This is a genomic window from Rheinheimera sp. B2H12, assembly GCF_059620065.1.
On the sequence record NZ_CM184363.1, the window covers coordinates 4,581,825 to 4,607,094 of the forward strand.

The window sequence follows — 25,270 nt, forward strand, 5'->3', positions numbered from 1 at the left end:
CTGAGCAGAAAAATGCCGATGTTAGCATGAGGCTGCGACCAATCGCAGGGTTAATCAGCATCCACCAGCAATTCGGGATAACGCTGATAAAACTGTTGTAACTGACCATTGTTGCGCAATAATTCAACCCGTTGATCCCATTGCTTTTTCAGCAAGTGGCCACGCTCAGACTTGCTAAAACCAGCATAGACAGGTAATTGCATCAGCGACTGCTGTTGTAACGCCAGTTGCTGCAACAACAATTGCACCGCAGGCACGGCCAGGTCCGCCTGTTCAGCCAGATACAGCTGCAACCGGCCTTTGGATACCATTTCCAGCCCTTGCCGGGCATCCTGCACTTCATAACCTGTCACGCGCAGCCCAAGCGCAGCGCCATAGTTATAGCCCTGATCCCAGCCCAGCCGCAGTTCTGCCAGTTGGGCAGGTGTGAGTTGCAACAAAGGGCCAGGTAAACGAAAACCGGCCTGACTGACCATCATCACCTCGTCGGCATCCATAGGCCGGGCCGACAACAATAAATGCTGACCATCTTCGGCAGTGACCGCCAACACCAGATCGGCCTGTTGTTTTTGTACCAGCGTGATAGCCCGGCTAAATCCGGTTAGCTCCACTTGCAGACTGACGTCTGCCGGCGGCAGGATCAGCCTGACCAGTTCAAAATAACCGCCGGATAAATCGGCATTGGTATAACCCGGCCAGTGTTTACTGACCAAATGCACAGGCTCTGCTGCCTGTAACGGCAACCAACATAACAACCACAGCCATCGCCACATCGAAAAGCTCCATGATCATCACAAGTTGGTTGATGTGGTTAAGCTTAGCTGCAAAGCACAGTTGCGCTGAGAAAAAAAGCAATGTAGCCGACGGATAAAGCAAGTGCCGTATTCGGCAGCAAACGCCGAATACGGTCTTTCGTGCGGTGTTAATTGGCTTTGGCGTAATGTTCGACCTGCCGCCAGACCCGCAGCAAATTACCCGACATGATTTTTTCGATGTCGGCTTCGCTGTAGCCGCGCCGCAATAAACCGGCAATCAAATTCGGATAAGCCGCCACATCTTTTAACCCCTCTGGCAATGAATCACCGACGCCGTCAAAATCAGAGCCGATGCCGACATAATCCACCCCAACCAGCTTAGTGACATAGTCAATGTGGTCAAGGATACTGTCGACATTGGCAAAAGGATAAGGATGTTGTTGCAGATACTGGGCGCGGAAGGCTTCATCCGACACTTTGTCACCGGCAGCGGCACGGGCAGCTTTATATTGCAGCCCCCACTGGTTGGCACGGGACACCACAAAAGAAGAGCCGAAGTTAATCTGGATCACACCGCCATTTTTTGCCAGCGCCTGGATCATCTTGTCGTCCATATTGCGTTCAAAACCCGGTACAAAAGCACGCAACGAGGAGTGCGAGGCAATCACCGGCGTTTTGGTCAGGGCAATGACTTTGTAAAAGGCATCATCGGACACATGCGAAATATCGATCATCATGCCAAGCCGGTTCATTTCCGCCACCACTTGTTCACCAAATGGACTGAGGCCTTTCCAGGGCCGGCGTAAATCATAACTGGAATCGGCAATATGGTTGGATTCGGAATGCGCCAGCGTAATATAACGGATACCACGCTGATAAAAATGCTGTAAATTGCTGAGCTTACCTTCTAAAGGCGTGCCGTTTTCCATACCAAGCGCCAGCGAAATCAGGCCTTTGCCAAAGTGCGTCGCCACATCATCGGCCTGATAGGCCATGGCAAATTTATCCGGTGCCCGGCCAACTAAGGCTTCCATACTGTCAATCAACTGATTGGCCAGCAGATAACCGCCGCCGCTTTTTTCCAGCGAAGATGGAATATAGACCGACATAAAAGGAGCATTCAGACCGCCGGCTTTCGCGCGCGGATAATCAAACTCGCCGCCAGGCGCCGCCACTGAGACATCTTCCCATTTGCTCTGCAAGCGATACGGCACATCAATATGGGTATCGATAATTAACAGTTGTTGCGCCAGTTGCTGTGCCCGCTGCTCAACGCTGAGCGCGCTGCTCGCTGTTGCGGGCGCGACGTTGGCGGTTGACTGCGTCGCGACAGGCGTCTGCTGACAAGCAGTGAGCGTCAGCAGGCTGAGGCTCACCGCCACACTGAGGAAGGCAGGTTGAAACAAAGATGAAGTGCGCATGGCAAGGTTCCTTTTAAACTGGCTGCCGTTATTGCTTGTTCGCAGCAACGGATTTTATGTTGTTGTTTTCACCAGCATATCGCACTTTTCGCCGCAGCAGAGCGCCAGTTCAACCGGTATTTCCTGAAATTGAACTGGTCTTTTTGTGATGTTATTACGTTTTTTGCACCAGTTCCAACCCAAACTCAGTACGCAGTACAGCGGCCACATCAGTGACAACTTCAACTGTGGTCTGGCCCGCACTGCTGCGTTTGAGTTCATTGCCGACCAGCATAGTCCGGCCTGTGGCATGTTGTTGGATCACCAAATACTTCTGCACAAAAATAGTGTCCGGATGGGTCGAGTTCAGATAATTGGCCGGCATAAAATCAATCCACTCGGCCGGATACAAATCAAAACCATATTGGTTGGCCCATTCGCCCTGAATGAGCGCCTGTAACACATACTGACCTGGTGCGGGTTGCAACAAACGGAAACTGTCATAGTCCTGCTGTTGTGGCAGATTGACGCTATCGAGTGCAATTGGCGCCCGCAAACCATAGCTGCCAAAACCCAAATCACAGAGCAAGGTCTGGCCTGCCACTTTCACCAGCAGCGCCATATGGGTTTTAGGTCTTTGCATCGGATAAAACATCGGCCGGCAAAACACAAACTGATAAGAAATGCCGAGCGCCTGCAATGCCATCGCAAACAGCGCATTCACTTCATAACAGTAACCACCACGACGGGCACTGCCAGCACTGCCTACAATTTTATTCACTATATCAGCAGGTTGTAGCGATACAATCTTACCCGCCTGCACATCAAGATTTTCAAAAGGCACAGTGCGTAACTGAGCCACCATCAGCCGGGTGACAGTCTCGACACTGGCAGTGAAGGGACTATCGGTCGCTACGCCAATCCGGCGCAAATAAGCATCTAACTGAAATTCTGGCACTAGCATGGGGTTCTCCGCAGGTTGCACTATTAACTGGTACCAATGTTGGGCAGACAGGCTATTGTCGCTGATTTCAGTCAATCGCGCCAAGCTTGCTGTGGCGGTCAAATCACACCGGATAAATCCTGTCACAGAAAAAGCATTGCCGTGCTGCCGCCACTTTGTAATGATGCTGGCAGTTATCGCAAGGAGTCGGGCTATGTCACAATACCATCAATTCAGCAGCACAGAAGCTGCTGAATTCGCCAATAAATACAGTGATTTATTTGGTGAGCGCAGTAAGCTGACCACCCAGTGTTTTGGTGATAATCATATGAATCTGGTGTTTAGAGTGCAGAATCAAGCCGGCACCAGCCTGATTGTGAAACAAGGTTTACCCTTTGCCCGTGGTCTGAGTGAACGCTGGCCGCTGACGCTGGAACGCCGCCGGATTGAAGCTGAGGCATTAAAATTATTCGCCAAAGCGGCGCCTGAGCTCGTGGTTGAAGTGTTGCATTATGATGCCAGTCAGGCCGCGATATTATTGGAAGATCTGGCGCAATTGGATCTGCTGTCACCTGCGCTGATGCAAGGCCGGCAGTTTCATCAGCTCGGCCGGCAACTGGGTGAATTTCTGGCCAAAATTGCAGTCTCCAACAGCGATTTTATGCTGGCTCTGCCACAACAACGGGCCCGGCAGCAACAATTTCTCAATCCGGAGCCATGGCAAATTACCGAGGATTTATTATTTAACGATCCTTATTGTCACCATGAACGCAACGAAGTTCCAGCAGCGTTGCGGTTGCCAGTACAACAACTGTGGCAGCATGACGCACTGCTGGCACAAGTGGCCAGACTGAAACACCGTTTTCGCACTCAGACCGAGACCCTGGTGCATGGTGATTTCACCTGCGGCAGTGTGTTTGTCGGGAAAACCAGCTTAAAAGTGATTGATGCCGAATTTGCTGGTTTTGGCCCGCATGGTTTTGATCTGGGCATTATGCTGGGCAGTCTGATGCTGCACTATTGTGCCGCTGCTGCGAAATCGGAGCCTGCCGCCAAAGAACAGCAGCAGTATTTGTTTAGCCAAATCAAACAATTGCTACTTTCTTATCAAGAGCTGTTAGTGCAGCAATTGGCGCAATGCCGGGATGTATTACTCAGCAATGCTGAGTTTCAGCAACAATTGCAGCAAGATGCCCTGAAGTTAGCAGTTGGCATGGCAGGCTGTGAAATCATCCGGCGCATCTACGGCGCCTTCCCGGCCGCCTGCCTGCAACAACTTCCGTTGGCGCAGCGTACCCAGGCGCAATTGCAGGCACTGGCACTGGGCCAACGGTTGATTTTGCAACATAGCCACTGTACTGATAGCGCGCAGGTACTGGTTTGGCTGCAGATGGGGGTGGCGTCGTGACCACGACTGGGGTTTTGGTCGTGACCACGACTGGTGTTTTGGTCGTGACCACGACTGGTGTTTTGGTCGTGACCACGACTGGTGTTTTGGTCGTGACCACGACTGGTGTTTTGGTCGTGACCACGACTGGGTTTGTGGGGCCAACCGTAGGTCTGACTCGACCCGCAGCACAGCTGTGAGGCAGTCAGACATTGTGGCCGTGAACACGACTGGTTTTATTAGCTTTGCTGGCTATTTTTTAAAAGCTTTCGCCGTTGGCGAGTTTCTTTCTTTTGCTTCGCCAAAAGAAAGAAACCAAAGAAAAGGCGACCCCGGATCGCTCGAAAGCCCGCAATAAAATCAGCAGTTTGAGGCGCTGGCGCAACTCGGCCGCCGCTAACGTCGGCGACCTCAAACACTCGCCAGCTTAAAACCTCAAACCACTGATTTTAAAGCGGCTCGCTCGAACGGGGAAAAAGCTCACTTTGGGCGAATTTCAGGCATTAACGCTCAAATTTAGTACGGAAAGCAGCGCAACGGGTTGGCGTCGCAACCAGCGCTTTTGGCTGGCGGTAAAATTTATTTGTTAGCCAGGTTGGATAACTATTTTTACTGAATCAAAAAACCAAAGCTCCCAACAACCTTGAAAATACGAAAATGAAAAGTCGGGTGCCCACACTGCATACTCTCCTCTGCCTTCCGATTCTTCAAGCGTAAACCTGCTATTGCTCTGGGGTGGCTCAACTGAAATTTTATGAGCAAGCCCAACAGCAATTTTCAAAGCAACCTTTTGCAAAGTCTCTGGAGCCCATTCAATGTATGGCTTACCTTCAATTTGGCCAAGGGAATTAAAAAGCCTGTAGTGGTCAACTAATTTTGGCCACATCGTTGTAGCCAAGCCAGTACCTGCGCTCGGATTCATTCGGAGCCAAACCACCGTTATAGTGATGTGGCCTGAGCTGGCTGTAATAGCCCAGCATGTAATTCAGTATCTCTCGTTCTGCTTGAGCAAATGAGCTGTAACCTACGGTCGGAACCCATTCTGTCTTTAAGCTTCTGAAGAAGCGCTCCATCGGGCTATTGTCCCAGCAATTACCACGACGACTCATGCTTTGCCGAATTTGAAAGCGCCACAGCAATTGCCGGAACTTGGTACTGGTGTAATGGCTGCCTTGGTCTGAATGGAACATCACTCCTTCAGGCCGACCTCTGGATTCAAACGCATGACTAAGCGCCTTGCCGGTTAATTCACTGTCAGGCGAGAACGACATGGCCCAACCAATTGGTTTTCTTGCAAATAAATCCATCACTACAGCTAAGTAAGCCCAGCGGTTGCCTGTCCAGATGTAGGTCACATCGCCACACCACACCTGATTTGGTTTGGTTACGGCAAACTGGCGCGCCAGCAAGTTTGGGATATCAATCCGTTCACTGCCTGTCTTTTTATATGAATGCGCCGATTGCTGGCAGCTGATAAACCCTAGTTTTTCCATGCATTTAGCCGCCAGGTATCGGCTCATTTTAACACCCTGAGTGCTTGCCATCGTTGCAATGCTGCGAGAGCCTGCGGAGCCATTGCTGGCATCAAACAGCTCACGGACTTTGCTTAGCCGAACAACCTGCTCTGGCTGAATCGCCTTGGGCTTTTTCCAATACTTAAAGCTGCTGCGATGGACTTCAAACACCCGGCACAACTGCGCCACGGCATAACTCTGCTTGAGCTGAGCAATTATCGTGAATTGTTCAGCGAGTCCGACATCAAGAGAGCTGTAGCCTTTTTTAGGATTTCTTTTTCCAGCTCTATCTGTTTGATTCGCTTCTCTAATTCGCGAATTTTAAGTTGGTCTGGCGTCATCGGTGTGGCTTTGGGCGTGATGCCTGAGCGCTCTTCACGCAACTGCCGAACCCATTTATCCATGGTGGATTTACCAACATTCATCGCTGCCGCTGCTTTAGCAACCGAGTAACCTTGGTCGAGCACCAGTTGGGCACATTCCAGACGAAATTCTGGGCTAAAAGTAGGTCTTGTCTTTTTGTTCATCATGTCACCTAATTGCTTACGAGGTATAGCATAACACCTCTAATCAGGTGGCCAAATTCAGTGTGCCACTACAGCCAGCCTTCTTTCGCGGGTCTTTTCTCCATAGAGCGAGTAATTGGACCATCAAATAATTCATCTGCTTCTTCTGTGTGGCACAAAGCACCCACAATCATTAACCTAAAGTATTCTTCGTCATGCGAAGCACCATTATTGCAACGTCTACAAGACTGAACTTTCCATAAGTTGTCTCGATTGATTTGGCGAATTAGACCTTTAGGTGGAACGTGGTCTTTGGTATTCGCGATCTCTCCGCAATAGATACACTTAGTCATTTTTTGCCTAACGCCGCCATAAGCGGTGAGTAATAGCTTGCTAAAATGTGAAGCGAAGCGGAACCGAGCAAGCTGTTACGAATCCGACTTCATGGCCTTGTTAGGCAAATGATGTGAAAGTTTGCCTTGAAACTAACGATCCATCATTATGATTACCAACCATTTTTTGTGTGTTTACATCAAAGTCATTTTGAGTGACTTCATATGCAGAAAAAATATCTCTATCTAATGGGACTGAAGCGTAAGGGTTGTAGTAGATATGTAAACCGTCCAGATGAGACTCTTTATGTTCGCTGGAAGGATAGAGATATGTGTCAGAACCACAAACAAAGTTACCGTTTAGAAACCTCATAGAAAATACATCATGACCTGGCTTTATTGTCTTGTAAGAAGTTCCTAGCATGTCTGGACCTTCTATTTTCATGAACTCGTCAACTCCCATTTGACGGTAGCGAGTTGCACGAACAAAGTTACTTAAACCGGCTTGGGCGACGGCTTTACCAAACATACCCGTAGTTGAAAAAATTACAGCACTTACTTCTTTGTAGTTAGGATTAGTAAAAATACCAAGCTCAATTTTTTGAGCATTACGATTTAATATATGACCTATTTTTTGTCCATTTCCCATAGGCGGTGGTGGATTAATACCATAAAGCACCCTGTTTATCGCCATGTTGTTCTGGGAAAAAGAAAGATGGTTATCAAAAGGAGCAACAGCGATAACAAAAGGGTTACCTTTGACATGATCTAATGAGTGGTATGGATGTTTTTTGTTATTTATACCTACAAATAGATCTCTTTTATCTTTTAATTTACCAGCTAACTTAATCGTCGACTCATCCAAGAAGTCATCGTTACTTAGTCCAGAAGCAGCACTAAGGGATTCATTTAAGTAGTATTCTGGTTTGAGGTTATCTTTATTATTTGAAGTAACGGCCTCAACGTTTACAACACGGCCTGAATTGTGATGCAGATTGAAATCTGGGCTTTCCTTTGAATAATCGATACTCAAACCAAAATCAGTGAATGCTTTGTTCAGGTATAGCTCCCATAAGGACGAATTAAATGATAGCTGGAAATCTTGAATAAACTTTTTCGACTCTTTCTTTCGCTCCATTAAACCAGTTGACCAATTATTGATAACGTCAATAGTTGGTTCATACTCCTTAGATGATACGATTCTTTTAAATAAAGGATGAAGTCGATCTTCTTTTACTGCAAGTTTAAACAAATCCAAAATTTATCCTCGATATTTGCGACAAGCGCTTATTGGCCTAACAGTATTTTTTCAACGGTTTAGAACCCGCAAGTTGCTGTCGTTTTTCATAACCACTGGTGTTTTAAACTATCCGCTTTTTTGTCTGACTTCAACAAGATATAAACATTAGTTGTGACTTTGGGAACTAAAAGAAGGTTTTGCGCCTGCAGGACGCGAAAAAATAACTCATGGTTTGTTTTTACGTCATTTTTTGGTTATGCATTCGGGAATTAAAGCTCCGCCCTTGATGCAAATCTACCTTCACACTACAACGCTTTTGGCCCCGTTTTCGCGAGCCGCTTTAAAATCAATGGTTTGAGGTTTTAAGCTGGCGAGTGTTTGAGGCCGCCGACGCTAGCGGCGGCCGAGTTGCGCCAGCGCCTCAAATCATTGATTTTATTGCGGGCTTTCGAGCGATCCGGGGTCGCCTTTTGTTGGTTACTTATTTTGGCGAAGCAAAATAAGTAACTCGCCGTAGGCGAAAGCTTTTAAAAAAACAGCCAGCAGCAGGCTAATAAAACCAGTCGTTGCCACGGCGAAATCGCCGCCAGTTGCAAGCGAATAAAACCAGTCGTGTACACGGCATCAATGTCTGACTGCCCCAAAGCTTCGCTCTGGGTCGAGTCAGACCTACGGGACGACAACCAAAACACCAGCCGTTGCCACGGCGAAATCGCCGCCAGTTGCAAGCGAATAAAACCAGTCGTGTTCACGGCATCAATGTCTGACTGCCCCAAAGCTGCGCTCCGGGTCGAGTCAGACCTACGAAAACTCCACTCCAGGTCGAGTCAGACCTACGAAAACTCCACTCCAGGTCGAGTCAGACCTACGAAAACTCCACTCCGGGTCGAGTCAGACCTACGAAAACGCCACTCTAGGTCGAGTCAGACCTACGAAAACTCCACTCCAGGTCGGGTCAGACCTACGAAAACTCCGCTCCGGGTCGAGTCAGACCTACGAAACTCCGCTCCGGGTCGGGTCAGACCGAACGTCGCGTCGGCGCGACCACAAAAAACCAGCCGTTACCCCGGCAAAAATGCTATATTAGTGCCCTGTTATAAAACCGCTGTGGTCACTCCAGCTGCGGGATAAACCGCGGCAATTGCTGCAAATCCCGATAACAGAAAAAGCGCATAGACGCTCCCCCACCAGGCAGATCAAAAGGTAATCCATTGATGAAAAGCAAACACAGTCTGTTAACCATACAGATCCAGGCCGCTTTAATGCTGGCAACTGTCGGGCTTTCTCCTGTCGCCATGGCGCAGGAAAGTGACAAAGCCAAACAGGACGATCAACAACTTGAACGTATTATGGTAACAGCACAGAAACGCGTGCAAAGTACCCAGGAAGTGCCAATTTCCGTCGCCACCTTAGGCGGTGAAAAATTGGATGCAATTTTTTCCTCTGGCGATGATATTCAGGCGCTGGCAGTGAAAGTTCCGGGTTTATACGCCGAATCATCCAACGGCCGGGCCGCACCAAGATTTTATATCCGTGGTCTTGGCAACACTGACTTTGATTTGGCTGCTTCCCAGCCAGTGTCAGTGATTATGGACGACGTGGTGATGGAAAACGTGATCCTGAAAAGTTTCCCGTTATTTGACGTGGAACAGGTCGAAGTCATTCGTGGCCCACAAGGCACTTTATTTGGTCGTAATACCACTGCGGGTATTGTCAAATTCAGCACCGCCAAACCACGGCAGGATTTTGATGGCTATACCAAACTGAGCCTGGGCAACTATGGCACCCGTAATCTGGAAGCGGCAGTTGGCTCAGGCCTGACAGACGAGTTGTCCGCCCGGGTGTCGTTGTTATCCCAACATCGGGATCACTACATCAATAACAGCTTCAGCAATGAAAAAGATGTGATGGGTGGTTTTGATGAAACCGCCGGTCGTCTGCAATTTTTATATGAAAAAGACAGCGTCAGCGCCTTGTTAAATGTGCATGGCCGCAAGCTGGATGGCACTTCGTCCATGTTCCGTCGCAATGTCTTTACGCCAGGCAGCAACAAACTTAATGGTAACTACGACCGCGACAATGTGGCCTATGACAGCGGCAATAACTTCCAAAAATACGACAGTTCAGGCGCTTCCTTGAAACTGGATGTTGATCTGAACGAGATGACCTTCACCTCGGTCACGGCGCATGAGCAGGCAGACGGCAATGGCCGCAGCGATGTCGACGGTGGTACAGTGGCAGGCCCAGGTCTGTCGGATCCAAATCTGGCGGTGACTGAAGATCAACTGAACGATTTAAAGCAGTTGACCCAGGAATTCCGCTTAGCCAGCGACAGCAGCGACGCGCTGGAATGGCAAGTGGGTGCTTTTTACTTTGATTCCTCTTTTGGTGTCACCAGTATCGATGGTTTCTTCGGTAACACCCAGGTGTTCCACGACAACCAAAGCTGGGCTGTGTTTGGTCAGAGTACCTATGACCTAAGCTCGAACTGGGATGTCACTGCTGGTATCCGTTATACCCACGATAAAAAATCCTTTTATGTCGGTCAGCAAAATGTCGGCTCACCGGGCTTGGCTGGTGGTTTCCCTCGGGTACAAACTTACGCGCCGATTGAACTGAGCGATGGTCAAATCAGCTGGGAACTGGCGACCAACTACCGTGTGACCGAACAAACCTCGGTTTATGGCCGGTTGGCGAACGGCTTCCGTGCGCAGTCGATCCAAGGCCGCAATGTGGCGTTTGAAGAAGATCCAACCACGGCAGATTCTGAAACTATTCAATCGGTTGAAGTGGGTGCCAAGTCAGATTTACTCGACAACAGCCTGCGCTTAAATGGTGCTGTGTTTTATTACAACATCGATGATATGCAGTTGTCAGCCGTCGGCGGCGCCTTAAACGGTAACTCGTTGATCAACGCTGATAAAGGCACGGGTTACGGTTTTGAAATCGACGCCGACTGGCGGGTGCTGGCGAATCTGACGCTGGGTGGTGGTTTTAGCTACAACCATACTGAACTGAAAGATCCAAACAAAAAAGTGGCTCTGTGCGGTTTGAAAATGTGTACGCCGCTGGATAAAACCGAAACTCTGCCCAATGGCAAGGTACTGGCTTACTTCGACGGCAATCCATTCCCGCAAGCGCCAAAAACTATTCTGACGTTCAATGCCCGTTACGACTATCCGATTAGCAGCGGTGAAATTTATCTGTATACAGACGTCGCAGTGCAAGGCAAAACCAATTTATTCCTGTATGAATCGGTTGAATTCCAGACCGATGACAATATGGAAGCGGGTTTACGCTTAGGTTACCAGAACTATGAAGGGAATTATGAAGTGGCGCTCTATGGCCGCAACATCACTGACGAAGACAACGTCAAAGGCGCGATTGATTTCGCCAACCTGACCGGTTTTGTCAATGAACCTCGGATGATTGGCATCGAGTTTAAGAAAAACTTTTTCTAACTTGGATGACCCAAAGCCTGCTCTCAAAGCGGGCCTTGGCAGTTAACTGATAGGTCTGCCTGGCACCTGCCCGGCAGACCTATTTTTTTGGGCAAAATACAGCACCGTGCGCCGCCTGCCGTTAGCCTTGCCGCGCTTTAAATCTCGGATTGGTTTTACAAATCACATAGGTTTTGCCGCGCCGTTTTACCACCTGACAATCCGGATGCCGGGTTTTGGCTGATTTGAGCGATGATAATACTTTCATTGGCTATCCTTACGGCCGCCCAGCAACTGACCAAATTTTTTGCTGAAATTCGCCACCCGACCTTCGGAGGTGACAGATTTTTGCTTACCGGTATAAAACGGGTGCGAAGCACTCGACACATCCAGCGCCACATAAGGATAAGTGTTGCCATCTGTCCACTGCTGGCTGCGCTCAGTTTGAATGGTTGAACCAACCAAAAAATAACAATCGGCGGATAAATCGTGGAACAGCACCTGACGATAATCCGGGTGAATACCTTGTTGCATCATAAGCTCCTGGTTGCTGATAAAACTGTTTGATTAGTGTGATATTATAACAAAACAGCGTTGCAAACAAGAATTATTATCAACAACAATGTTCCACCCCGAACAGCGCTGGTTAGCCTGCAACCTTTGCTCAGGCTTTCACTGCCGCTATTGCCAATTGATAACGGCGACTGACTTCAGGCCAATGGATCACCTGATAAAAAGCGGCAATATAATCAGGTCTTTTATTCTGATATTTCAGATAATAAGCATGCTCCCACACATCCAACCCCAACAGCGGTATTTGCTGTTGTAGCAATGGACTGTCCTGATTGGCAGAACTGGTCACAGCTAACTGACCATCTGCCTGCAGCACCAGCCAGGCCCAGCCACTGCCAAACCGGCTCAGCGCCGCCTTGGTAAACGCAGCCCGAAAGGCGTCCATATCGCCAAAAGCTTGTTGTATGGCTTGCGCCAGCACGCCATCTGGCTCACCACCGCCTTGCGGTGACATCACAGTCCAGAACAAACTATGGTTATGATGACCACCGCCATGGTCTCGCACCGCTGGCTGTAACTCTGCCGGCAACTGCGCAATACCGCTTAACAGCGCTTCCAGTGGCATATCAGCGTAGACAGTGCCCGCAACAGCATTGTTTAACTGATTGATATAATTCTGATGATGGCGTTGATGGTGAATTTGCATCGTCAGTGCATCAAGATGCGGTTCCAGTTCGGTATAGCCGTAAGGTAACTCTGGTAACACAAAAGGCATAGTCACTCCTGTTAAACACAATGGGCAAGAAAAGGCCTCGGCGACTTAGTGCATCGTTAAGGCCGGTAGCGGTTGTTGTAACAAAGCACGGATGGCCGGATGCTCGCCGTGCTGTTGCAAAAAAGCTTGTAGCTCTAGCCGGCAGCGCTGCAAATGCGGTAACAGCATCGACTGCTGCTGTAGCCCCAACCTGGCAGCACAACTGTGCAGTTGCTGCCAGGCCTGACAGAGTTCAGTGGCAGCAGCCAGCGGTTGTGCCAGCTGCAGATAACAATCGGCCAGGTTGTGTCGGCTAATCACCAGCGCCGCCAGTGCACTGTCCTGCAAAGGTTGTTGCAACAATTGCTCAGCCAGCGTCAGCGCCTGTTGATATAACGGAAAAGCGGCGGCGTTCTGTTCCAGCCGGAAATATTGATTGGCCTGTTGCGTCAGCTGTTGCCAGCGCGCCAGGAGTGGCGAGTCCTGCGCAACCGGTTTTATTTGGGGCGATAAATGTTCGGCAACATCAAATTTCATCAGCCATCCTCAATCTGGTGGTTTCCTGCTGCGAGGCTGCTCAGCAACAAAGCAGCAGCGGCACGCCTGATGCTGGCAAGTTGTGCCAGCACAAAGATGATAACAGTTATCATTTGCAATAAAGTATGCTAGATTTGCCAGTAGGATGCAATTGCAAATAAATATCATTTGCAAAAATCGTTATTACCGGATTGCTGAACCCGCAGGAGGCCATCATGTCTGCAGATTTAAGCCCGTACTGGCGTCACCACAGCCAGTTATGTCGCCAACTCAGCCAGCCTTTCAGCCGCTGGCCGGCAGCGGCAGATCCAGCCGAAACACTGCTGGAATTTATTCAGCTCAGCATGCAACTGGCGAAAGAACTGGCACTGCAACCAAATCTGCTGTTGCAGGAATGGTGTCTGCGGCATTGTCTGTTCAGCCTAGCCCGGTTCAGCCGGCAGTCTGAGTTGGCGCAGCCCAGTCGCCAGCTTTGCCTGGATCATCTGTACCAGCCTTTGTTTGCACTGCAGCACTTTTATCAGCTGTGGGCTGGCGTGCATTGCACGCGCAAACTCTGCCAGTTACAGGCGGAACTGAACCAGATTTTTTATCAGCCAACCTCTGCTCAGCCTGGCCCGACTCGGCCTGGCCATTAAGCCGGCTGGCAGCAGCATGATTATTTTGCGTGTGACAGGAGAGAACAATGCAAACCAGAACCGAACATGACAGTATGGGCGAGCTGCAAGTGCCAATAGACGCGCTCTATCAGGCACAAACCCAGCGCGCAGTGCTGAACTTTGCCATCCGGCCTGAACCCATGGCGCCGGGTTTTCTGCGGGCTTTATTACTGATCAAAAAAGCTGCCGCCAATGCCAATCAGCAACTTCAGCTATTGCCAGCGCCGCTGGCCGGCGCTATTGCTGCCGCCGCCCAGTCCCAACTGACGCAGTTGCATCTCGCGCAATTTCCGGTGCCACTGTATCAGACCGGTTCCGGCACCAGCAGCAATATGAATGTGAATGAAGTGCTGGCCAGCCTGGCCAGTCAGTTGCTGGGCGAAAAAGTCCACCCGAATGATCATGTCAATCTGGGCCAAAGCAGCAATGACACCATTCCAACCGCCATCAGCATTAGTACCGTACTGGCGCTGCGCCAGCAATTGCTGCCAGCCTTAGCACATTTACAGCAGACGCTGAGCTACAAAAGTCAGCAGATAGGTCACCTGGTTAAAACCGGCCGCACCCATCTGATGGATGCGATGCCGGTCACTTTTGCTGATGTGCTGCACAGCTGGCATTCGCAACTGCAGCATGCCGAAAGCCTGTTAAAAGAACAGCTCCCCAGGCTGCAACAACTGGCGCAAGGCGGCACTGCGGTGGGCTCCGGCATCAATGCCCACCCGGATTTTGCCGCCTTGTTTTGTCAGCAACTGCGGCTAGACACAGCAGTCCCCTTTGAGCCGGCGGCAGATTTATTTTTCCGCATCGGCACGCAGGATGTATCCGTTGCCTGCTCCGGAGCCCTGAAAGTCCTGGCAGTGGCGCTGTTAAAAATTGCCAACGATTTACGCTGGATGAACTCAGGCCCGTTGGCCGGGCTGGGTGAAATTGAATTACCAGCGCTACAACCGGGCTCGTCTATTATGCCGGGCAAAGTCAATCCGGTGATCCCGGAAGCGGTGGCGATGGCGGCAGTTCAGGTGATGGGGCTGGACAACGCCATCGGCATTGCTGGCCAGTCCGGTAACTTTGAACTGAATGTAATGCTGCCGCTGATCGGACAAAATCTGTTGCACAGCATCGACTTACTCAGCGACAGCTGCCGCGAGTTGGCCGATAAAGCCATTCGCGGTTTTATAGTGCGCCAGGATGTGATTGCCAAAGCGCTGGCACTCAACCCTATGCTGGTGACAGCGCTCAATCCACTGATTGGCTACGAAAAAGCGGCCATTATTGCCAAGCAAGCTTACCTGCAACAAAGGCCAGTGCTGGAGGTCGCGCTGGAACATACCAGCTACAGCCGCGAACAACTCAGCGCCTGGTTAGATCCAGCGAAGCTGACCGGAGCCGGAGCTGACTAAATCGGGAATGACGCCAGCAGAGCGCAAAGCGAAAGCCCTCAAGGCATTTGCTTTGCCCATGGCGGGTCTTCAACCAGGCGTGTAAGGCCCGGTGCCGGGTAATAATTTAACCAAGGCCCGGCTAATCATACTGGGGAACACTGACAGGTGATCTTCGTCCGCGATTACCTGGCTATGGATGCGCAAGCCATCAGTGTTGCGCTGACGCAGGATGGTTTCGAACTGTTGCATATCCGCCACAATACTGATGGTGCGGGCGTATCTGGCGCCAGCTTTGATCTGCTCATATTCGCCGGCATACAGCTGTACAGTCGCGCTCAGTTTGGCTTGGTTGGCACTTTGCTGTTGCGCCTGTTTTAGCACATAACCCTGATCAAACCACAAGGAGGGGCTGCTTAAAATGTAGCTATCAAAAGTGTCAGGCTGAGTCAGCAACAGCTGCGCGCCTAACAAGCCACCATAAGAATGGCCGACAAAGATTTTCTGTTTCGGATCAACCCGATAATGCTGCAGCACAAAAGGGATCACCTGCTGACGCAGATAGTCAGCATACAAAGCAGCACCGCCATAGGCTTTGGCACCGTAAGATTGACTGTTGGCTGATTTTTTTGCCAACACATTGGTTGGGGTATAGTCCAGACTCCGGCTGTCCGTCGGGCTGTCTTCGCGGGCATAAGACAACCCAACCAGCACAAAATCAGCAATATTCTGACCGCCGGCCCCCAGTCGGTTACGGATACTGCGGATCAGCGGAAATGCATAATTGGCGTCTGTGACAAAGAGCACTGGGTAGCGTGGTTGCTTGTTGGCATTTTTGTCGGTCTGTTGGTCGAGATAACCCGCCGGTAAGTCGACCCAGACTTCATAGTGCCGACCATTACTGCGGGCTGGTAATTGATGCACCACAGTGTTGCTTAAGCTATAAGCTGGCAAGGTTTCTTCTGCCGCCAGCGCCAATGAAAACACAAACAGCGCAAGGGTCAGTAACAGTTTCATGCAGTTTTCCTGCGACATTTGTGCCGCGATCATCAAAGTTGAGCCTAGAGTGCGACAAATGTCACATGTTGGTCAAGCACTTTCTGCGACAAATGTCACAAGGCAGCTAAATACAGCCTTGCTTGTTCCCGACCACAAGGCTGTACCATCCGTCCCTGGATATAAAAAAGGGGCCTTGTGATGTCGGCCCCTGTTGTACTTTTTTACACCAATTGTTTCCGGCACTTAACCCGAATTGCGCATCCCGGCCGCAATACCGGCAATCGTCACCATCAACGCCCGTTTGATATTGTCGTTGACGGTTTCTGGCGCATGCCGTACCCGGTTAAGCAATTCCACCTGCAGAATATGCAGCGGGTCGACATAAGTATTACGCAGCACTATCGACTCACGGATCCAGCTTTCTTTGTCCATAAAATCTTGTGCATCAATCAGTTGCAACAACAGTTTACTGTCGGCCGCCAGTTGATTGCGCAGCGTCACCCCCAGATGACAGAGTTCAGCCGGCACCAGTTTTTCATCATAATAAGCCGCAATGCCGGCATCCGCTTTCAGATAAACCATTTCCAGCATCGACAAGCGGGTGGCGAAAAATGGCCACTGCGCCCGCATCTGGTGGATCATCGCGCTATGTCCCTGTGCCACCGCACTGGCCAGCGCAGCCCCTGCCCCAAGCCAGGCCGGTAACATCAGCCGGTTTTGCGACCAGGCGAAAATCCATGGAATAGCCCTTAAACTCTCAACACCACCATTGGGATTCCGTTTTGGTGGCCGGCTGCCGAGCGGTAATTGCCCCAACTCCAGCTCTGGGGTGGCAGCGCGGAAATAACGGACAAAATCCGGGTGATGCCGCACGATAGCGCGGTAAGCTTCACAAGACTCAATCGCCAGTTGTTGCATCAGCTCACGCCAGGTAGCTTCCGGCACTGGTGGTGGTAATAACACCCCTTCCAGCACCGCAGAGGCATAAAGTGCCAAGGACCGTTGTGCCAGTTGATTCAGGCCAAACTTAAAGCGGATCATTTCGCCTTGTTCAGTGACGCGAAGGCCGCCCGCCAACGAACCCGGTGGCTGCGATAAAATAGCGGCATGGGCCGGACCACCGCCCCGACCTATGGTACCGCCACGGCCATGAAACAGCGTCAGTTGCACTTTGGCTTGCTGACAAATCGCCACTAGGGCTTCCTGCGCACTGTATTGTGCCCAGCCCGCCGCGATAGCACCGGCATCTTTGGCTGAGTCGGAATAACCGATCATCACTTCCTGTTTGCCCTGGATATAACCACGATACCAGTCAATCGCCAGCAGCTTGCTGATACAGTCCGGCGCATTGGTTAAATCGGCCAAGGTTTCAAACAAAGGCGCCACCCGCATCGGGAAAGTGATGCCGGCATCTTTTAATAACAACTGCACCGCCAGCACATCAGACGGCTGACCCGCCATCGAAATCACATAAGTCGACAGCGCTTCAGCCCCATGGCGGGCGATGATATCGCAGGTATCCAGCACTTCCTGCACTTCAGCACTGGGTTGCCAGTTTTTCGAAAATAACGGTCTTTTGCTATTGAGTTCATTCAGTAAAAACGCCTGGCGGGCGCTTTCATCCCACTGGCCATAATCGCCCAGGCCAAGATAGCGGGTAAACTCACTGAACACCTGGGCATGGCGGCCAGATTCCTGCCGTACATCCAGTTTTAATAAGGTCAGACCAAAAGCATAAGCACGCCGGATGGTATCCAGCAGCAAGCCATTGGCAATCACCGCCATTTTGCAATCCAGCAGCGAGTGGTAACACAACAACAAAGGTTCCAGCAACTGACGGTTGTACCACAGCAGGTCGTCCGGACGTTGTAATCGGTCGTGTTTTAACGCTTCCGCCAGCCAGTCCTGGGTGTAACTGAGTTTATTTTTCAGTTGTTTAATGACTTCACGATAAGGCTCAGAAGCGCCATTGGCCGCGTCCTGCAGCGCGGCATTGGCCGGGCTCATCGACAGTTCATGACTCAGGACTTCTAAATCGCGGTTAAACAGATCCGCCGCTTTCCAGCGACTCAGTAACAGCACCTGACGGGTGACGCGGGCGGTGACAAAAGGATTACCATCCCGATCGCCGCCCATCCAGCTGGAGAACTTAATAGGTGCCGCATCCAGCGCCAGACCATGACCCAGCACCGGCTGCAGGGCGGTATCCAGCTCACGCAAAAATTCCGGAATGGCATACCAGAGTGAAGTTTCAATCACGGCAAAACCGGATTTGGCTTCATCGACCGGTGTTGGTCTTTGCTCGCGGATCTCATTGGTATTCCAGGCCTGGGTGATCAGATCGCTCAGCCGCAACTCCACTTTACTGCGCTGCACCTGAGTTAAGTCCAGCTCCAGCTCGGCCAGACAATCGGCAATTTGCGTCAGTTTATAAATCAGCGTGCGCCGGGTCACTTCAGTGGGATGGGCCGTCAGTACCAGTTCAATCGACAAGTCCGCCACCGCCTGGCGGGTTTTACTGACATCGACTTGTTTTTGTTGTAACAAGGTCAGTAATTCGGCCAATGGCTCTGGTTTTTCAATGGCAGACCGACCGGCTTTGCTGATGGTATGGTGTTGTTCTGCCAGATTGGCTAAATTGAGAAACTGGGCAAAAGCGCGGGCCACCGGCAAAATTTCGTCGTCAGTCAGTCCGGCCAGAATTTGTTTCAGTTGTTGCTGCTCGGCGGCTGTGCCTTGCCGTGCCTGTTTTGCCAGTTGGCGGATTTGTTCAATCCGCTCCAGTACCGCCGGTCCCAATTGGTTGCGGACCGTATCTCCCAGTTGTGTGCCGAGCAGGCCTACGTTGGCCCGTAAAGCAGCATATTGCGACATGTCCCATTCCTCTGTTGCTGCCAGCTGTTGCCAGTCTGCCGATGATATAGGCCTTGGCTAAACCGCAGCGCAGCGGTTTGGCCCTGACCATGTTGATTATTTTTACCTCACCCTAGCCTGTTCTGCGTTGGTACTCAACAGTGACAGGTTACAAAATCACCGACAAATAGACTTTTAGCCATCTAAGTGGCTTTTATTTCAGAATTGGCAGCTGTTGACAGTTTTAACGAGCCGCAGGTTGCGTTGCGGCGATAAATTGCAGTAAAGGGCTGCCGAGTTGCTGCTGCACTAATTTCCGGTCCACACCTGGCCGATCCTGACACAAAGACACCCCAAGTGCCTGATGCTGATGCTGACAGCTGTCCAGATAGACAAAGTGACCTTCACCCTGCGTCAACTGAATGCTACGAACTTGCGCCAGCTGACTGGCATAAAAACCGGCATGGGCTGGATAAGGCAGAAAATCATTCTGCACTGAACCGACCACCAGCACCGGCCTGTGGATGCGGGCTAAGCTGGCTGCATCCACCAGGTGCCCCATCGCCGGATCCAGCGCAATCACCCTTTTGACTCTGTCATCCTGAAAATCTTGCGCCGCTGCGATCTGCAGTTTTGCCAGCACGGCCTTGGAGGGTAAATAACCACAGCTGCGATCCAAAGCGGCCGCTTCGGTTTGGCAATACAGCACAGCTTTACTGAGTTCATAACGGGCGCCCACCAACGCCAGCATAGTGGCAGCACCGGAAGAATGACCCACGGCAGTTAAGTTCTGCCAGTTCAATGGCTGGCTGAATAAAGGCGCGGTGGCATCCTGCTGAAGCAGCTCAAGCTGATCCAGCACAAAACGGCTATCCTCTGGCCGCAAGTTAAACTGCAGCACAGTACTGTGGCGGATATGCTCAGGGCCATAAATCCAGGATTCACCATAATGATTCAGGCCCACAGTCACAATGCCCTGCGCCGCCAGCAACTGCCCGATCCAGCGATAGCCTTTGGCTGCGCCCATAGCGCCATGCGAGAACAAAGCGGTCTGGCTGAGATCCGTCGCCGGATGCAAGCACAGTTGCGCCGCCAGTTGTCCCGGCTTGGCCTGACAGTGCTGCCCCAACGGATACCAGACCGTCACTTTTACCGGCCGCTGCCGACTGGCATCAAACCAGTCCAATTCGATGCTCGCCACCGGTAATCTGACTTCTGGTCCTGTGGGCCTTGCCACTGCAGCCAAACTGCAGCAGAGCATCCACAGATAAAAAATCCAAAAAACAGCTAGTCTCATCTTTCACTCCAAGGTTAAAAATTTACTGCCAGTTCAAGCAGCTCAGCCATGGTTGTCAGCATAAAACAGCTGGCGCTGGCAGCACTGTGCCAAAAGTCATGATTGTCGCGCGACCAGATGGCTGCCAGAAAAAAGCAAACAGGTAAAAAAATTTGTCACAACGAAAGCAACTGCCGTGTCTTGGTGTTATCAGCCAATGCTGAGCCACCCTCAACTTCAGGAGCTTGTGATGCAAAGAGTTCGAACTTTTTCTCAATTCGCGCGGCGATTTTTTTGCGGTCAGCAGTCAGGTCAGGCCAGGCAGCGCGCAGTGTTGCTGGCGCTTTATCTCAGTTTGATTTGTTGGCTGGAGCAGACGCAGGCCGCCGCGCCAAGCCTGGACTATGCTCAACAACAGCAGCTTGCCAGCATACCGTCGCCTGTGTTGTTATTAAGCTTGACTCGGGTTTTTGCCAACACCAGTCTTTACTGGCACCTTAATAAGGAAGCTTTATGATGCTGAGTCTGACCGAACAACAATTACTGCCGGATGTCAGCCAAGCCCAAGCTGGCGATCTGGCCGCTTTTAGCCGGCTGATCAACAAATACCGCCAGACAGTGACCGGCATTGCCCTGGCGATAGTGAAAGATTTGGATGCCAGCGAAGAAGTCGCGCAACAAGTGTTTATCCATGTCTGGCAACAATTACAAACCCTGCGCGAACCGGCCAGCTTTTTGCCCTGGCTGCGACAAATCACCCGGTATCGCGCTTATAACTACTTACGGGATCACAAAATCAAGCAAAAAGTCAGTGGTGAAAAGGCTGAACTGTTACTGGCACAATTTGCCGACCCCACCGCCAACGTCGCCGATAATCTGCAAAGAGATGAGCAAAATGCGCTGATCCAGCAACTGATTGACCAACTGCCGGCGGATAGCCGCGAAATTGTGTTGTTGTATTACCGCGAAGAACAGTCCAGCCAGCAAGTGGCGGCCCTGCTTGGGTTATCCGATGCCAATGTGCGGAAAAAACTATCCAGGGTGCGGGAACTGCTGAAAGAACAATTGCTGCGCCGTGTTGGCACAGTGTTGCTGACCACAGCGCCAGGCCTTGGATTTAGCAGCCTGCTGGCCTCGGTGTTGGTCGGCACCAGTCCCTCGGCAGCAGCGGCCACCGCCGCTGCCATCACCAGCCAATCTGCTGCCGGCAGTTCCAGCGCTGGAGTGCTGAGCAAAATCGCCGGGTTGCTTGGTGGTGCCGTGATCGGTGCTTTAGGCGGTGTACTCGCCATGATATGGAGCATGCGCCAGGTATTGCAGCAAACCGACGATCAACAAGAGCGGCAAGCTTTGCTACGGGTCCGTAACCTGACCATCCTGTGGCTGTTGGTTTGTGCTGTGTTGATGACGTTCGGTTATGAGCTCACCACTGGCGCTTGGGCCCCCCTCAGTAGCTTTGTGCTGTTGTTGCTTGGTTTACTGTACTCGATGCGACGGGTTCGCCAAATCACAGCGCCACGTCTGGCCAAAGCAGCGCAAGATCCCAAGGTTGCCCGGCAGCAACAATGGCAAAAGATCCTCTGTCTGCTTGGCACTGCCGCCGGTGTTATCGCCGGTCTTGCTGGTTTAATAATGGGCCTGAGCAACAGCGGCCGCTGGTGATGGCGACTGCGAGCGCTGTCCCTGCGGCCGCATTTCATCTCATCGCAATGCTGAATCAGCTGCCGACCCTTTCAGGGCACCCCCTTTTGGGTGACCCGCTCTGGGTGACCCCGTCAGGACAGGCAGTGTCTGGCCTGACATAGCCGGTTGTGGTAAGGTAGCCGCCATCAACCGCGCTGTTTTTATGCCAGCGACCTGCTGCCAGACCATGCTGAGACCGCTATGAACGACGTATTTCCTATCCATAATCCGGTACTGGTGTTTGCTCTGGTTGCCTCTCTGATCCTGATTGCCCCCGTTGTGATGGCACGCTACCGCCTGCCCGGCATGATTGGTTTGTTGTTCGCCGGCGCACTGCTCGGTCCCAATGCGCTAAATGTACTGGAACGCGATACGTCTTTTGTGTTGTTTGGCACTGTGGGTCTGTTATACATCATGTTTACGGCAGCGCTCGAAATCGATATGGCGGTGCTAAAACGCTATAAAACCCATAGTCTGATCTTTGGTTTATTAACGTTTTGCATTCCGCAGGCCATAGGTACCGGTGTCGGCTTGCTGTTTGGCTTTGACTGGCCGGCAGCCATTTTGCTTGGCAGTATGTTCGCCTCCCACACTTTATTGGCCTATCCAATCGCCAGCCGATTGGGGATATCCCGCGATCAGGCAGTGACGACTGCGGTCGGTGGCACCATTATCACCGACACTTTAGCGCTGCTGGTATTGGCCGTTATTGCCAGCATGACCAAAGGCGAAATGGGTGATAGCTTTTGGTATCAACTGGCTATTTCATTAACCTGTTATGTCCTGATTATTTTGCTTGGCTTACCCAGACTGGCGCGCTGGTTCTTTAAAAATAATGGCAATGACAGTACTGCTGAATTTGTCTTTGTGTTAGCCATGGTATTTTTAACCGCCAGCGCGGCCCCACTGGCGGGAGCAGAGCCTATTGTCGGTGCTTTTCTGGCCGGTCTGGCGTTAAACCGGCTGATCCCACACCACGGCACCTTAATGAACCGGATCCAGTTCACTGGTGAAGCCTTATTTATTCCGTTCTTTTTGTTATCGGTCGGCATGTTGCTGGATTTAAGTATTTTCCTGGCCAGTTTCCGCGCCTGGCTGATTGCCATCGCTATGCTTATCACCATTTTGCTGACCAAATGGCTGGCCGCTGAAGCCACCCGCTGGTTACTCGGCTATAGCAAAGAACAAGCAAAAGTGGTGTATGGTTTAAGTCTGGCGCAGGCCGCTGCAACGCTGGCTGCCACTATTGTTGGCCATGAAATAGGCTTATTTGATGAAGCTGTGGTCAATGGCGCTATTCTGATGATCCTGGTGACTTGTTTTATTGCGCCCTGGCTGGTCGATCGTTTTGGTCGGAAAATGGCACTGGCGGCAGCAGAATGCGATGAGTTACCGCAACAATCGCAACGGATCCTGGTCGCAGTCCATCAGACCGACACGGCCCTGTTGTTACTGGATCTGGCCAAAGCGCTGCGGGATCCGGTGGCAAAACAGCCGGTGCACCCTGTCACTATCGTGGAAGAAAGTCATAACTATGCGCAAAAAAACCGCCAGGCCACCCAGTTACTGGAACAGTGCCAGCGTCATCTGGCGGCTGCTGAAGTGCCAGTACAAGCCATCAGCCGGCTGGATCTGAATGTTGCCGGCGGTTTATTACGCGCCCGACGCGAACTGAACAGTAATCTTTGTTTACTCGGCTGGAGTGAACACACCTCTGCGCCGGAATATCTGTTTGGTTCACTGCAACAACAATTATTGCGGGAGCGCGATTTTATGTTGTGTGTCGCCAGGTTACAGCAACCGCTTAATTTGCATCAACAGCTATTTTTTGCCATTCCGCCCCACGCCGAACATGAGCCTGGTTTTGCCGAATGCCTGCAGTTGACCCGACGACTGGCGCAACAGCTTGGCCTCACATTGCAGTTGATCGCCACCGCCGAACAAAAAAATCTGTTACTGAAAAAGTGCAGCAGCGCTTTTCAACTGACAGCGCCCCCCTATCATCCACTGTCGCATTGGTCGGAACTACCCGCCTTATTGCAGCAATTACAGGCTCAGCAACAGTTGGTGTTGCTGTATGGTGTCCGCAGCGGCGGTATTGCCTGGCAAAAAGCGCTGGAAGATACGCCGCAGTTGCTGGTCAGCGAGTTCAATCGTATGAGTCTGTTATTGCTTTATCCGGCCGAACAACTGGATGACAGCGAGGCAATGCCAGCAAATGCTGCGGCAGAGCCACTCAGTAGCGGCGCTGCATCTTAGGCTTTAAAGTGCCGTCTGTATGGCTTATTTAGCCCGAAAACACAGCCGGAAAGCGCCGAGGTGACCGTACTGAAACGCGATGGTCTGGTCAAAAGGTAAGTCCAGCACACCGGCGTAAGAGCCGGTGATCACTACTTGTCCGGCGCTTAAGCCAATGCCGTGACGGCTTAAGAAATTCACCAGCCAGTACAAACCTGCTCTGGCGTGCTGATTTGGATGTACGGCGGCTTTGCTGATCAGCGTGCCATCGGCCAGCCGCAGTTGCAGTGCAAAAGCACTGTCGCCGCCGGCTGCGAGCAGTAACAGCTCAGGTGCAATGGCAGGCCCCAGATACAAACCCTGATTAAACAAACCATCTGCCAGTTGTTCCAGATAATCAGCTTCACTGTCAGCGCCAAACCGGCTTTGAATGAGTTCCAGTGCCAGATGAGTACTGCCAATAGCCGCATCAATTTCTGCCTCCGTATAAGGCAAAGTTCTGGCCGGCAAATCCTGCCCTAACCGCAAAGCAAGTTCAGGTTCAACCCTGGCCAGCCCGGCTGAAGCAGCCAGTTTTGATGGATAAAGCGCACAGTCGCTGGCCGGAAATTGCGTCAGCTCTGACTGAAACAGCGGGGCCACTATGGTTTTGTCAGCGGTGGGCAACAAACATTTCCAGCCGATCACCGGCACCGCCAGTGCAGTGGCCATCTGCTGTTGTAAAGCAAAAGCGCTGGTCACATCGGTTGGCCTGTCTTCAATGGCCAGCCGTGGACCTGTTTGCCCAAAGCGGCGTCGTTGTGCTAATAATTGCGCTGTTGCTGTCATTGCTAATCCCGATAGAAAAACAGTGCGTTAC

21 protein-coding genes are annotated in these 25,270 nt (G+C 51.3%); 6 read left to right on the plus strand and 15 right to left on the minus strand.

Features of this window, described 5'->3' with window-relative positions; translation table 11 throughout:
- Positions 1-50: 50 nt before the first annotated feature.
- From AC53GJ_RS19515 to AC53GJ_RS19525, 3 genes are all read right to left on the minus strand, one after another.
- On the minus strand, positions 51-773 hold the full coding sequence (locus tag AC53GJ_RS19515) for a substrate-binding periplasmic protein (protein WP_496730064.1): 723 nt from the start codon (positions 771-773) through the stop codon (positions 51-53).
- A gap of 149 nt (positions 774-922) precedes the next feature.
- Positions 923-2,176 carry a dipeptidase gene (locus AC53GJ_RS19520; RefSeq protein ID WP_496730065.1) on the minus strand — a complete coding sequence of 418 codons (1,254 nt, stop codon included), beginning with the start codon at positions 2,174-2,176 and terminating at the stop codon, positions 923-925.
- A gap of 154 nt (positions 2,177-2,330) precedes the next feature.
- A complete protein-coding gene (locus AC53GJ_RS19525; protein WP_496730066.1) occupies positions 2,331-3,119 on the minus strand; it encodes an arylamine N-acetyltransferase family protein in 789 nt (262 codons plus the stop codon).
- Between the two features lie 193 nt (positions 3,120-3,312).
- Between AC53GJ_RS19525 and mtnK the strand changes: the two genes are divergently transcribed.
- Positions 3,313-4,506: an S-methyl-5-thioribose kinase gene (gene mtnK / locus AC53GJ_RS19530; protein ID WP_496730067.1), complete on the plus strand. Its 1,194-nt coding sequence runs from the start codon at positions 3,313-3,315 to the stop codon at positions 4,504-4,506.
- Between the two features lie 565 nt (positions 4,507-5,071).
- Here mtnK and AC53GJ_RS19535 read toward each other — a convergent pair.
- The 4 genes from AC53GJ_RS19535 to AC53GJ_RS19550 all read right to left on the minus strand — a co-directional run bounded on the left by AC53GJ_RS19535 (position 5,072) and on the right by AC53GJ_RS19550 (position 8,853).
- On the minus strand, positions 5,072-5,371 hold the full coding sequence (locus AC53GJ_RS19535) for a hypothetical protein (protein WP_496730068.1): 300 nt from the start codon (positions 5,369-5,371) through the stop codon (positions 5,072-5,074).
- A protein-coding gene (locus AC53GJ_RS19540; RefSeq protein ID WP_496732826.1) for an IS3 family transposase occupies positions 5,352-6,526 on the minus strand; the annotation gives its coding sequence in 2 pieces (ribosomal slippage) (positions 5,352-6,259 and positions 6,259-6,526; 1,176 coding nt in all). The genes AC53GJ_RS19535 and AC53GJ_RS19540 overlap by 20 nt, the downstream gene beginning before the upstream one ends.
- A 432-nt stretch (positions 6,527-6,958) precedes the next feature.
- On the minus strand, positions 6,959-8,095 hold the full coding sequence (locus AC53GJ_RS19545; protein ID WP_496730069.1) for a hypothetical protein: 1,137 nt from the start codon (positions 8,093-8,095) through the stop codon (positions 6,959-6,961).
- Positions 8,096-8,604: 509 nt separating this feature from the next.
- Complete coding sequence (locus AC53GJ_RS19550) at positions 8,605-8,853, minus strand: hypothetical protein (protein ID WP_496730070.1); 249 nt, start codon at positions 8,851-8,853, stop codon at positions 8,605-8,607.
- Positions 8,854-9,291: 438 nt separating this feature from the next.
- Between AC53GJ_RS19550 and AC53GJ_RS19555 the strand changes: the two genes are divergently transcribed.
- Positions 9,292-11,538 (plus strand): TonB-dependent receptor, encoded by a 2,247-nt coding sequence (locus AC53GJ_RS19555; protein ID WP_496730071.1) that lies wholly within the window; start codon positions 9,292-9,294, stop codon positions 11,536-11,538.
- Positions 11,539-11,659: 121 nt separating this feature from the next.
- On the opposite strand, the gene ykgO is transcribed toward AC53GJ_RS19555, so the two are convergent.
- From ykgO to AC53GJ_RS19575, 4 genes are all read right to left on the minus strand, one after another.
- Positions 11,660-11,785, minus strand: coding sequence for a type B 50S ribosomal protein L36 (gene ykgO / locus AC53GJ_RS19560; protein WP_496730072.1), 126 nt, complete (start codon positions 11,783-11,785; stop codon positions 11,660-11,662).
- Positions 11,782-12,054, minus strand: coding sequence for a type B 50S ribosomal protein L31 (locus AC53GJ_RS19565; protein WP_496730073.1), 273 nt, complete (start codon positions 12,052-12,054; stop codon positions 11,782-11,784). Before AC53GJ_RS19565 ends, ykgO begins: the two co-directional genes overlap by 4 nt.
- Positions 12,055-12,181: 127 nt before the next feature.
- A complete protein-coding gene (locus AC53GJ_RS19570; protein WP_496730074.1) occupies positions 12,182-12,805 on the minus strand; it encodes a superoxide dismutase in 624 nt (207 codons plus the stop codon).
- 45 nt (positions 12,806-12,850) lie between these two features.
- Entirely contained in the window at positions 12,851-13,321 is a 471-nt protein-coding gene (locus tag AC53GJ_RS19575; protein ID WP_496730075.1) for a DUF2753 family protein, read from the minus strand.
- A 215-nt stretch (positions 13,322-13,536) separates the two neighbouring features.
- Here AC53GJ_RS19575 and AC53GJ_RS19580 point away from each other — a divergent pair, with 215 nt between their 5' ends.
- Positions 13,537-13,959, plus strand: a complete 423-nt coding sequence (locus AC53GJ_RS19580; RefSeq protein ID WP_496730076.1) for a hypothetical protein — start codon at positions 13,537-13,539, stop codon at positions 13,957-13,959.
- 47 nt (positions 13,960-14,006) lie between these two features.
- Positions 14,007-15,383 (plus strand): class II fumarate hydratase, encoded by a 1,377-nt coding sequence (locus AC53GJ_RS19585; protein WP_496730077.1) that lies wholly within the window; start codon positions 14,007-14,009, stop codon positions 15,381-15,383.
- A gap of 69 nt (positions 15,384-15,452) precedes the next feature.
- Here the strand turns inward: AC53GJ_RS19585 and AC53GJ_RS19590 are convergent, their stop codons facing one another.
- From AC53GJ_RS19590 to AC53GJ_RS19600, 3 genes are all read right to left on the minus strand, one after another.
- Positions 15,453-16,379 carry an alpha/beta hydrolase gene (locus AC53GJ_RS19590; protein WP_496730078.1) on the minus strand — a complete coding sequence of 309 codons (927 nt, stop codon included), beginning with the start codon at positions 16,377-16,379 and terminating at the stop codon, positions 15,453-15,455.
- Positions 16,380-16,604: 225 nt separating this feature from the next.
- Complete coding sequence (ppc, locus tag AC53GJ_RS19595) at positions 16,605-19,235, minus strand: phosphoenolpyruvate carboxylase (protein WP_496730079.1); 2,631 nt, start codon at positions 19,233-19,235, stop codon at positions 16,605-16,607.
- 223 nt (positions 19,236-19,458) lie between these two features.
- Positions 19,459-20,511: an alpha/beta hydrolase family protein gene (locus AC53GJ_RS19600; RefSeq protein ID WP_496730080.1), complete on the minus strand. Its 1,053-nt coding sequence runs from the start codon at positions 20,509-20,511 to the stop codon at positions 19,459-19,461.
- A gap of 492 nt (positions 20,512-21,003) precedes the next feature.
- Here AC53GJ_RS19600 and AC53GJ_RS19605 point away from each other — a divergent pair, with 492 nt between their 5' ends.
- Both AC53GJ_RS19605 and AC53GJ_RS19610 read left to right on the plus strand, forming a co-directional pair.
- Positions 21,004-22,152, plus strand: a complete 1,149-nt coding sequence (locus AC53GJ_RS19605) for an RNA polymerase sigma factor (protein WP_496730081.1) — start codon at positions 21,004-21,006, stop codon at positions 22,150-22,152.
- Between the two features lie 222 nt (positions 22,153-22,374).
- Entirely contained in the window at positions 22,375-24,432 is a 2,058-nt protein-coding gene (locus AC53GJ_RS19610; RefSeq protein ID WP_496730082.1) for a cation:proton antiporter, read from the plus strand.
- A 24-nt stretch (positions 24,433-24,456) separates the two neighbouring features.
- On the opposite strand, the gene AC53GJ_RS19615 is transcribed toward AC53GJ_RS19610, so the two are convergent.
- A complete protein-coding gene (locus tag AC53GJ_RS19615) occupies positions 24,457-25,239 on the minus strand; it encodes a hypothetical protein (RefSeq protein WP_496730083.1) in 783 nt (260 codons plus the stop codon).
- Between the last annotated feature and the right edge of the window lie 31 nt (positions 25,240-25,270).

Bases quoted from the DNA above. Each gene is read 5' to 3' on its own strand.
- AC53GJ_RS19515 (WP_496730064.1), bottom strand. From the start codon at position 773: ATGTGGCGATGGCTGTGGTTGTTATGTTGGTTGCCGTTACAGGCAGCA.
- AC53GJ_RS19520 (WP_496730065.1), bottom strand. From the start codon at position 2,176: ATGCGCACTTCATCTTTGTTTCAACCTGCCTTCCTCAGTGTGGCGGTG.
- AC53GJ_RS19525 (WP_496730066.1), bottom strand. From the start codon at position 3,119: ATGCTAGTGCCAGAATTTCAGTTAGATGCTTATTTGCGCCGGATTGGC.
- mtnK (WP_496730067.1), top strand. From the start codon at position 3,313: ATGTCACAATACCATCAATTCAGCAGCACAGAAGCTGCTGAATTCGCC.
- AC53GJ_RS19535 (WP_496730068.1), bottom strand. From the start codon at position 5,371: ATGTGGCCAAAATTAGTTGACCACTACAGGCTTTTTAATTCCCTTGGC.
- AC53GJ_RS19555 (WP_496730071.1), top strand. From the start codon at position 9,292: ATGAAAAGCAAACACAGTCTGTTAACCATACAGATCCAGGCCGCTTTA.
- ykgO (WP_496730072.1), bottom strand. From the start codon at position 11,785: ATGAAAGTATTATCATCGCTCAAATCAGCCAAAACCCGGCATCCGGAT.
- AC53GJ_RS19565 (WP_496730073.1), bottom strand. From the start codon at position 12,054: ATGATGCAACAAGGTATTCACCCGGATTATCGTCAGGTGCTGTTCCAC.
- AC53GJ_RS19570 (WP_496730074.1), bottom strand. From the start codon at position 12,805: ATGCCTTTTGTGTTACCAGAGTTACCTTACGGCTATACCGAACTGGAA.
- AC53GJ_RS19575 (WP_496730075.1), bottom strand. From the start codon at position 13,321: ATGAAATTTGATGTTGCCGAACATTTATCGCCCCAAATAAAACCGGTT.
- AC53GJ_RS19580 (WP_496730076.1), top strand. From the start codon at position 13,537: ATGTCTGCAGATTTAAGCCCGTACTGGCGTCACCACAGCCAGTTATGT.
- AC53GJ_RS19585 (WP_496730077.1), top strand. From the start codon at position 14,007: ATGCAAACCAGAACCGAACATGACAGTATGGGCGAGCTGCAAGTGCCA.
- AC53GJ_RS19590 (WP_496730078.1), bottom strand. From the start codon at position 16,379: ATGAAACTGTTACTGACCCTTGCGCTGTTTGTGTTTTCATTGGCGCTG.
- ppc (WP_496730079.1), bottom strand. From the start codon at position 19,235: ATGTCGCAATATGCTGCTTTACGGGCCAACGTAGGCCTGCTCGGCACA.
- AC53GJ_RS19600 (WP_496730080.1), bottom strand. From the start codon at position 20,511: ATGAGACTAGCTGTTTTTTGGATTTTTTATCTGTGGATGCTCTGCTGC.
- AC53GJ_RS19605 (WP_496730081.1), top strand. From the start codon at position 21,004: ATGATGCTGAGTCTGACCGAACAACAATTACTGCCGGATGTCAGCCAA.
- AC53GJ_RS19610 (WP_496730082.1), top strand. From the start codon at position 22,375: ATGAACGACGTATTTCCTATCCATAATCCGGTACTGGTGTTTGCTCTG.
- AC53GJ_RS19615 (WP_496730083.1), bottom strand. From the start codon at position 25,239: ATGACAGCAACAGCGCAATTATTAGCACAACGACGCCGCTTTGGGCAA.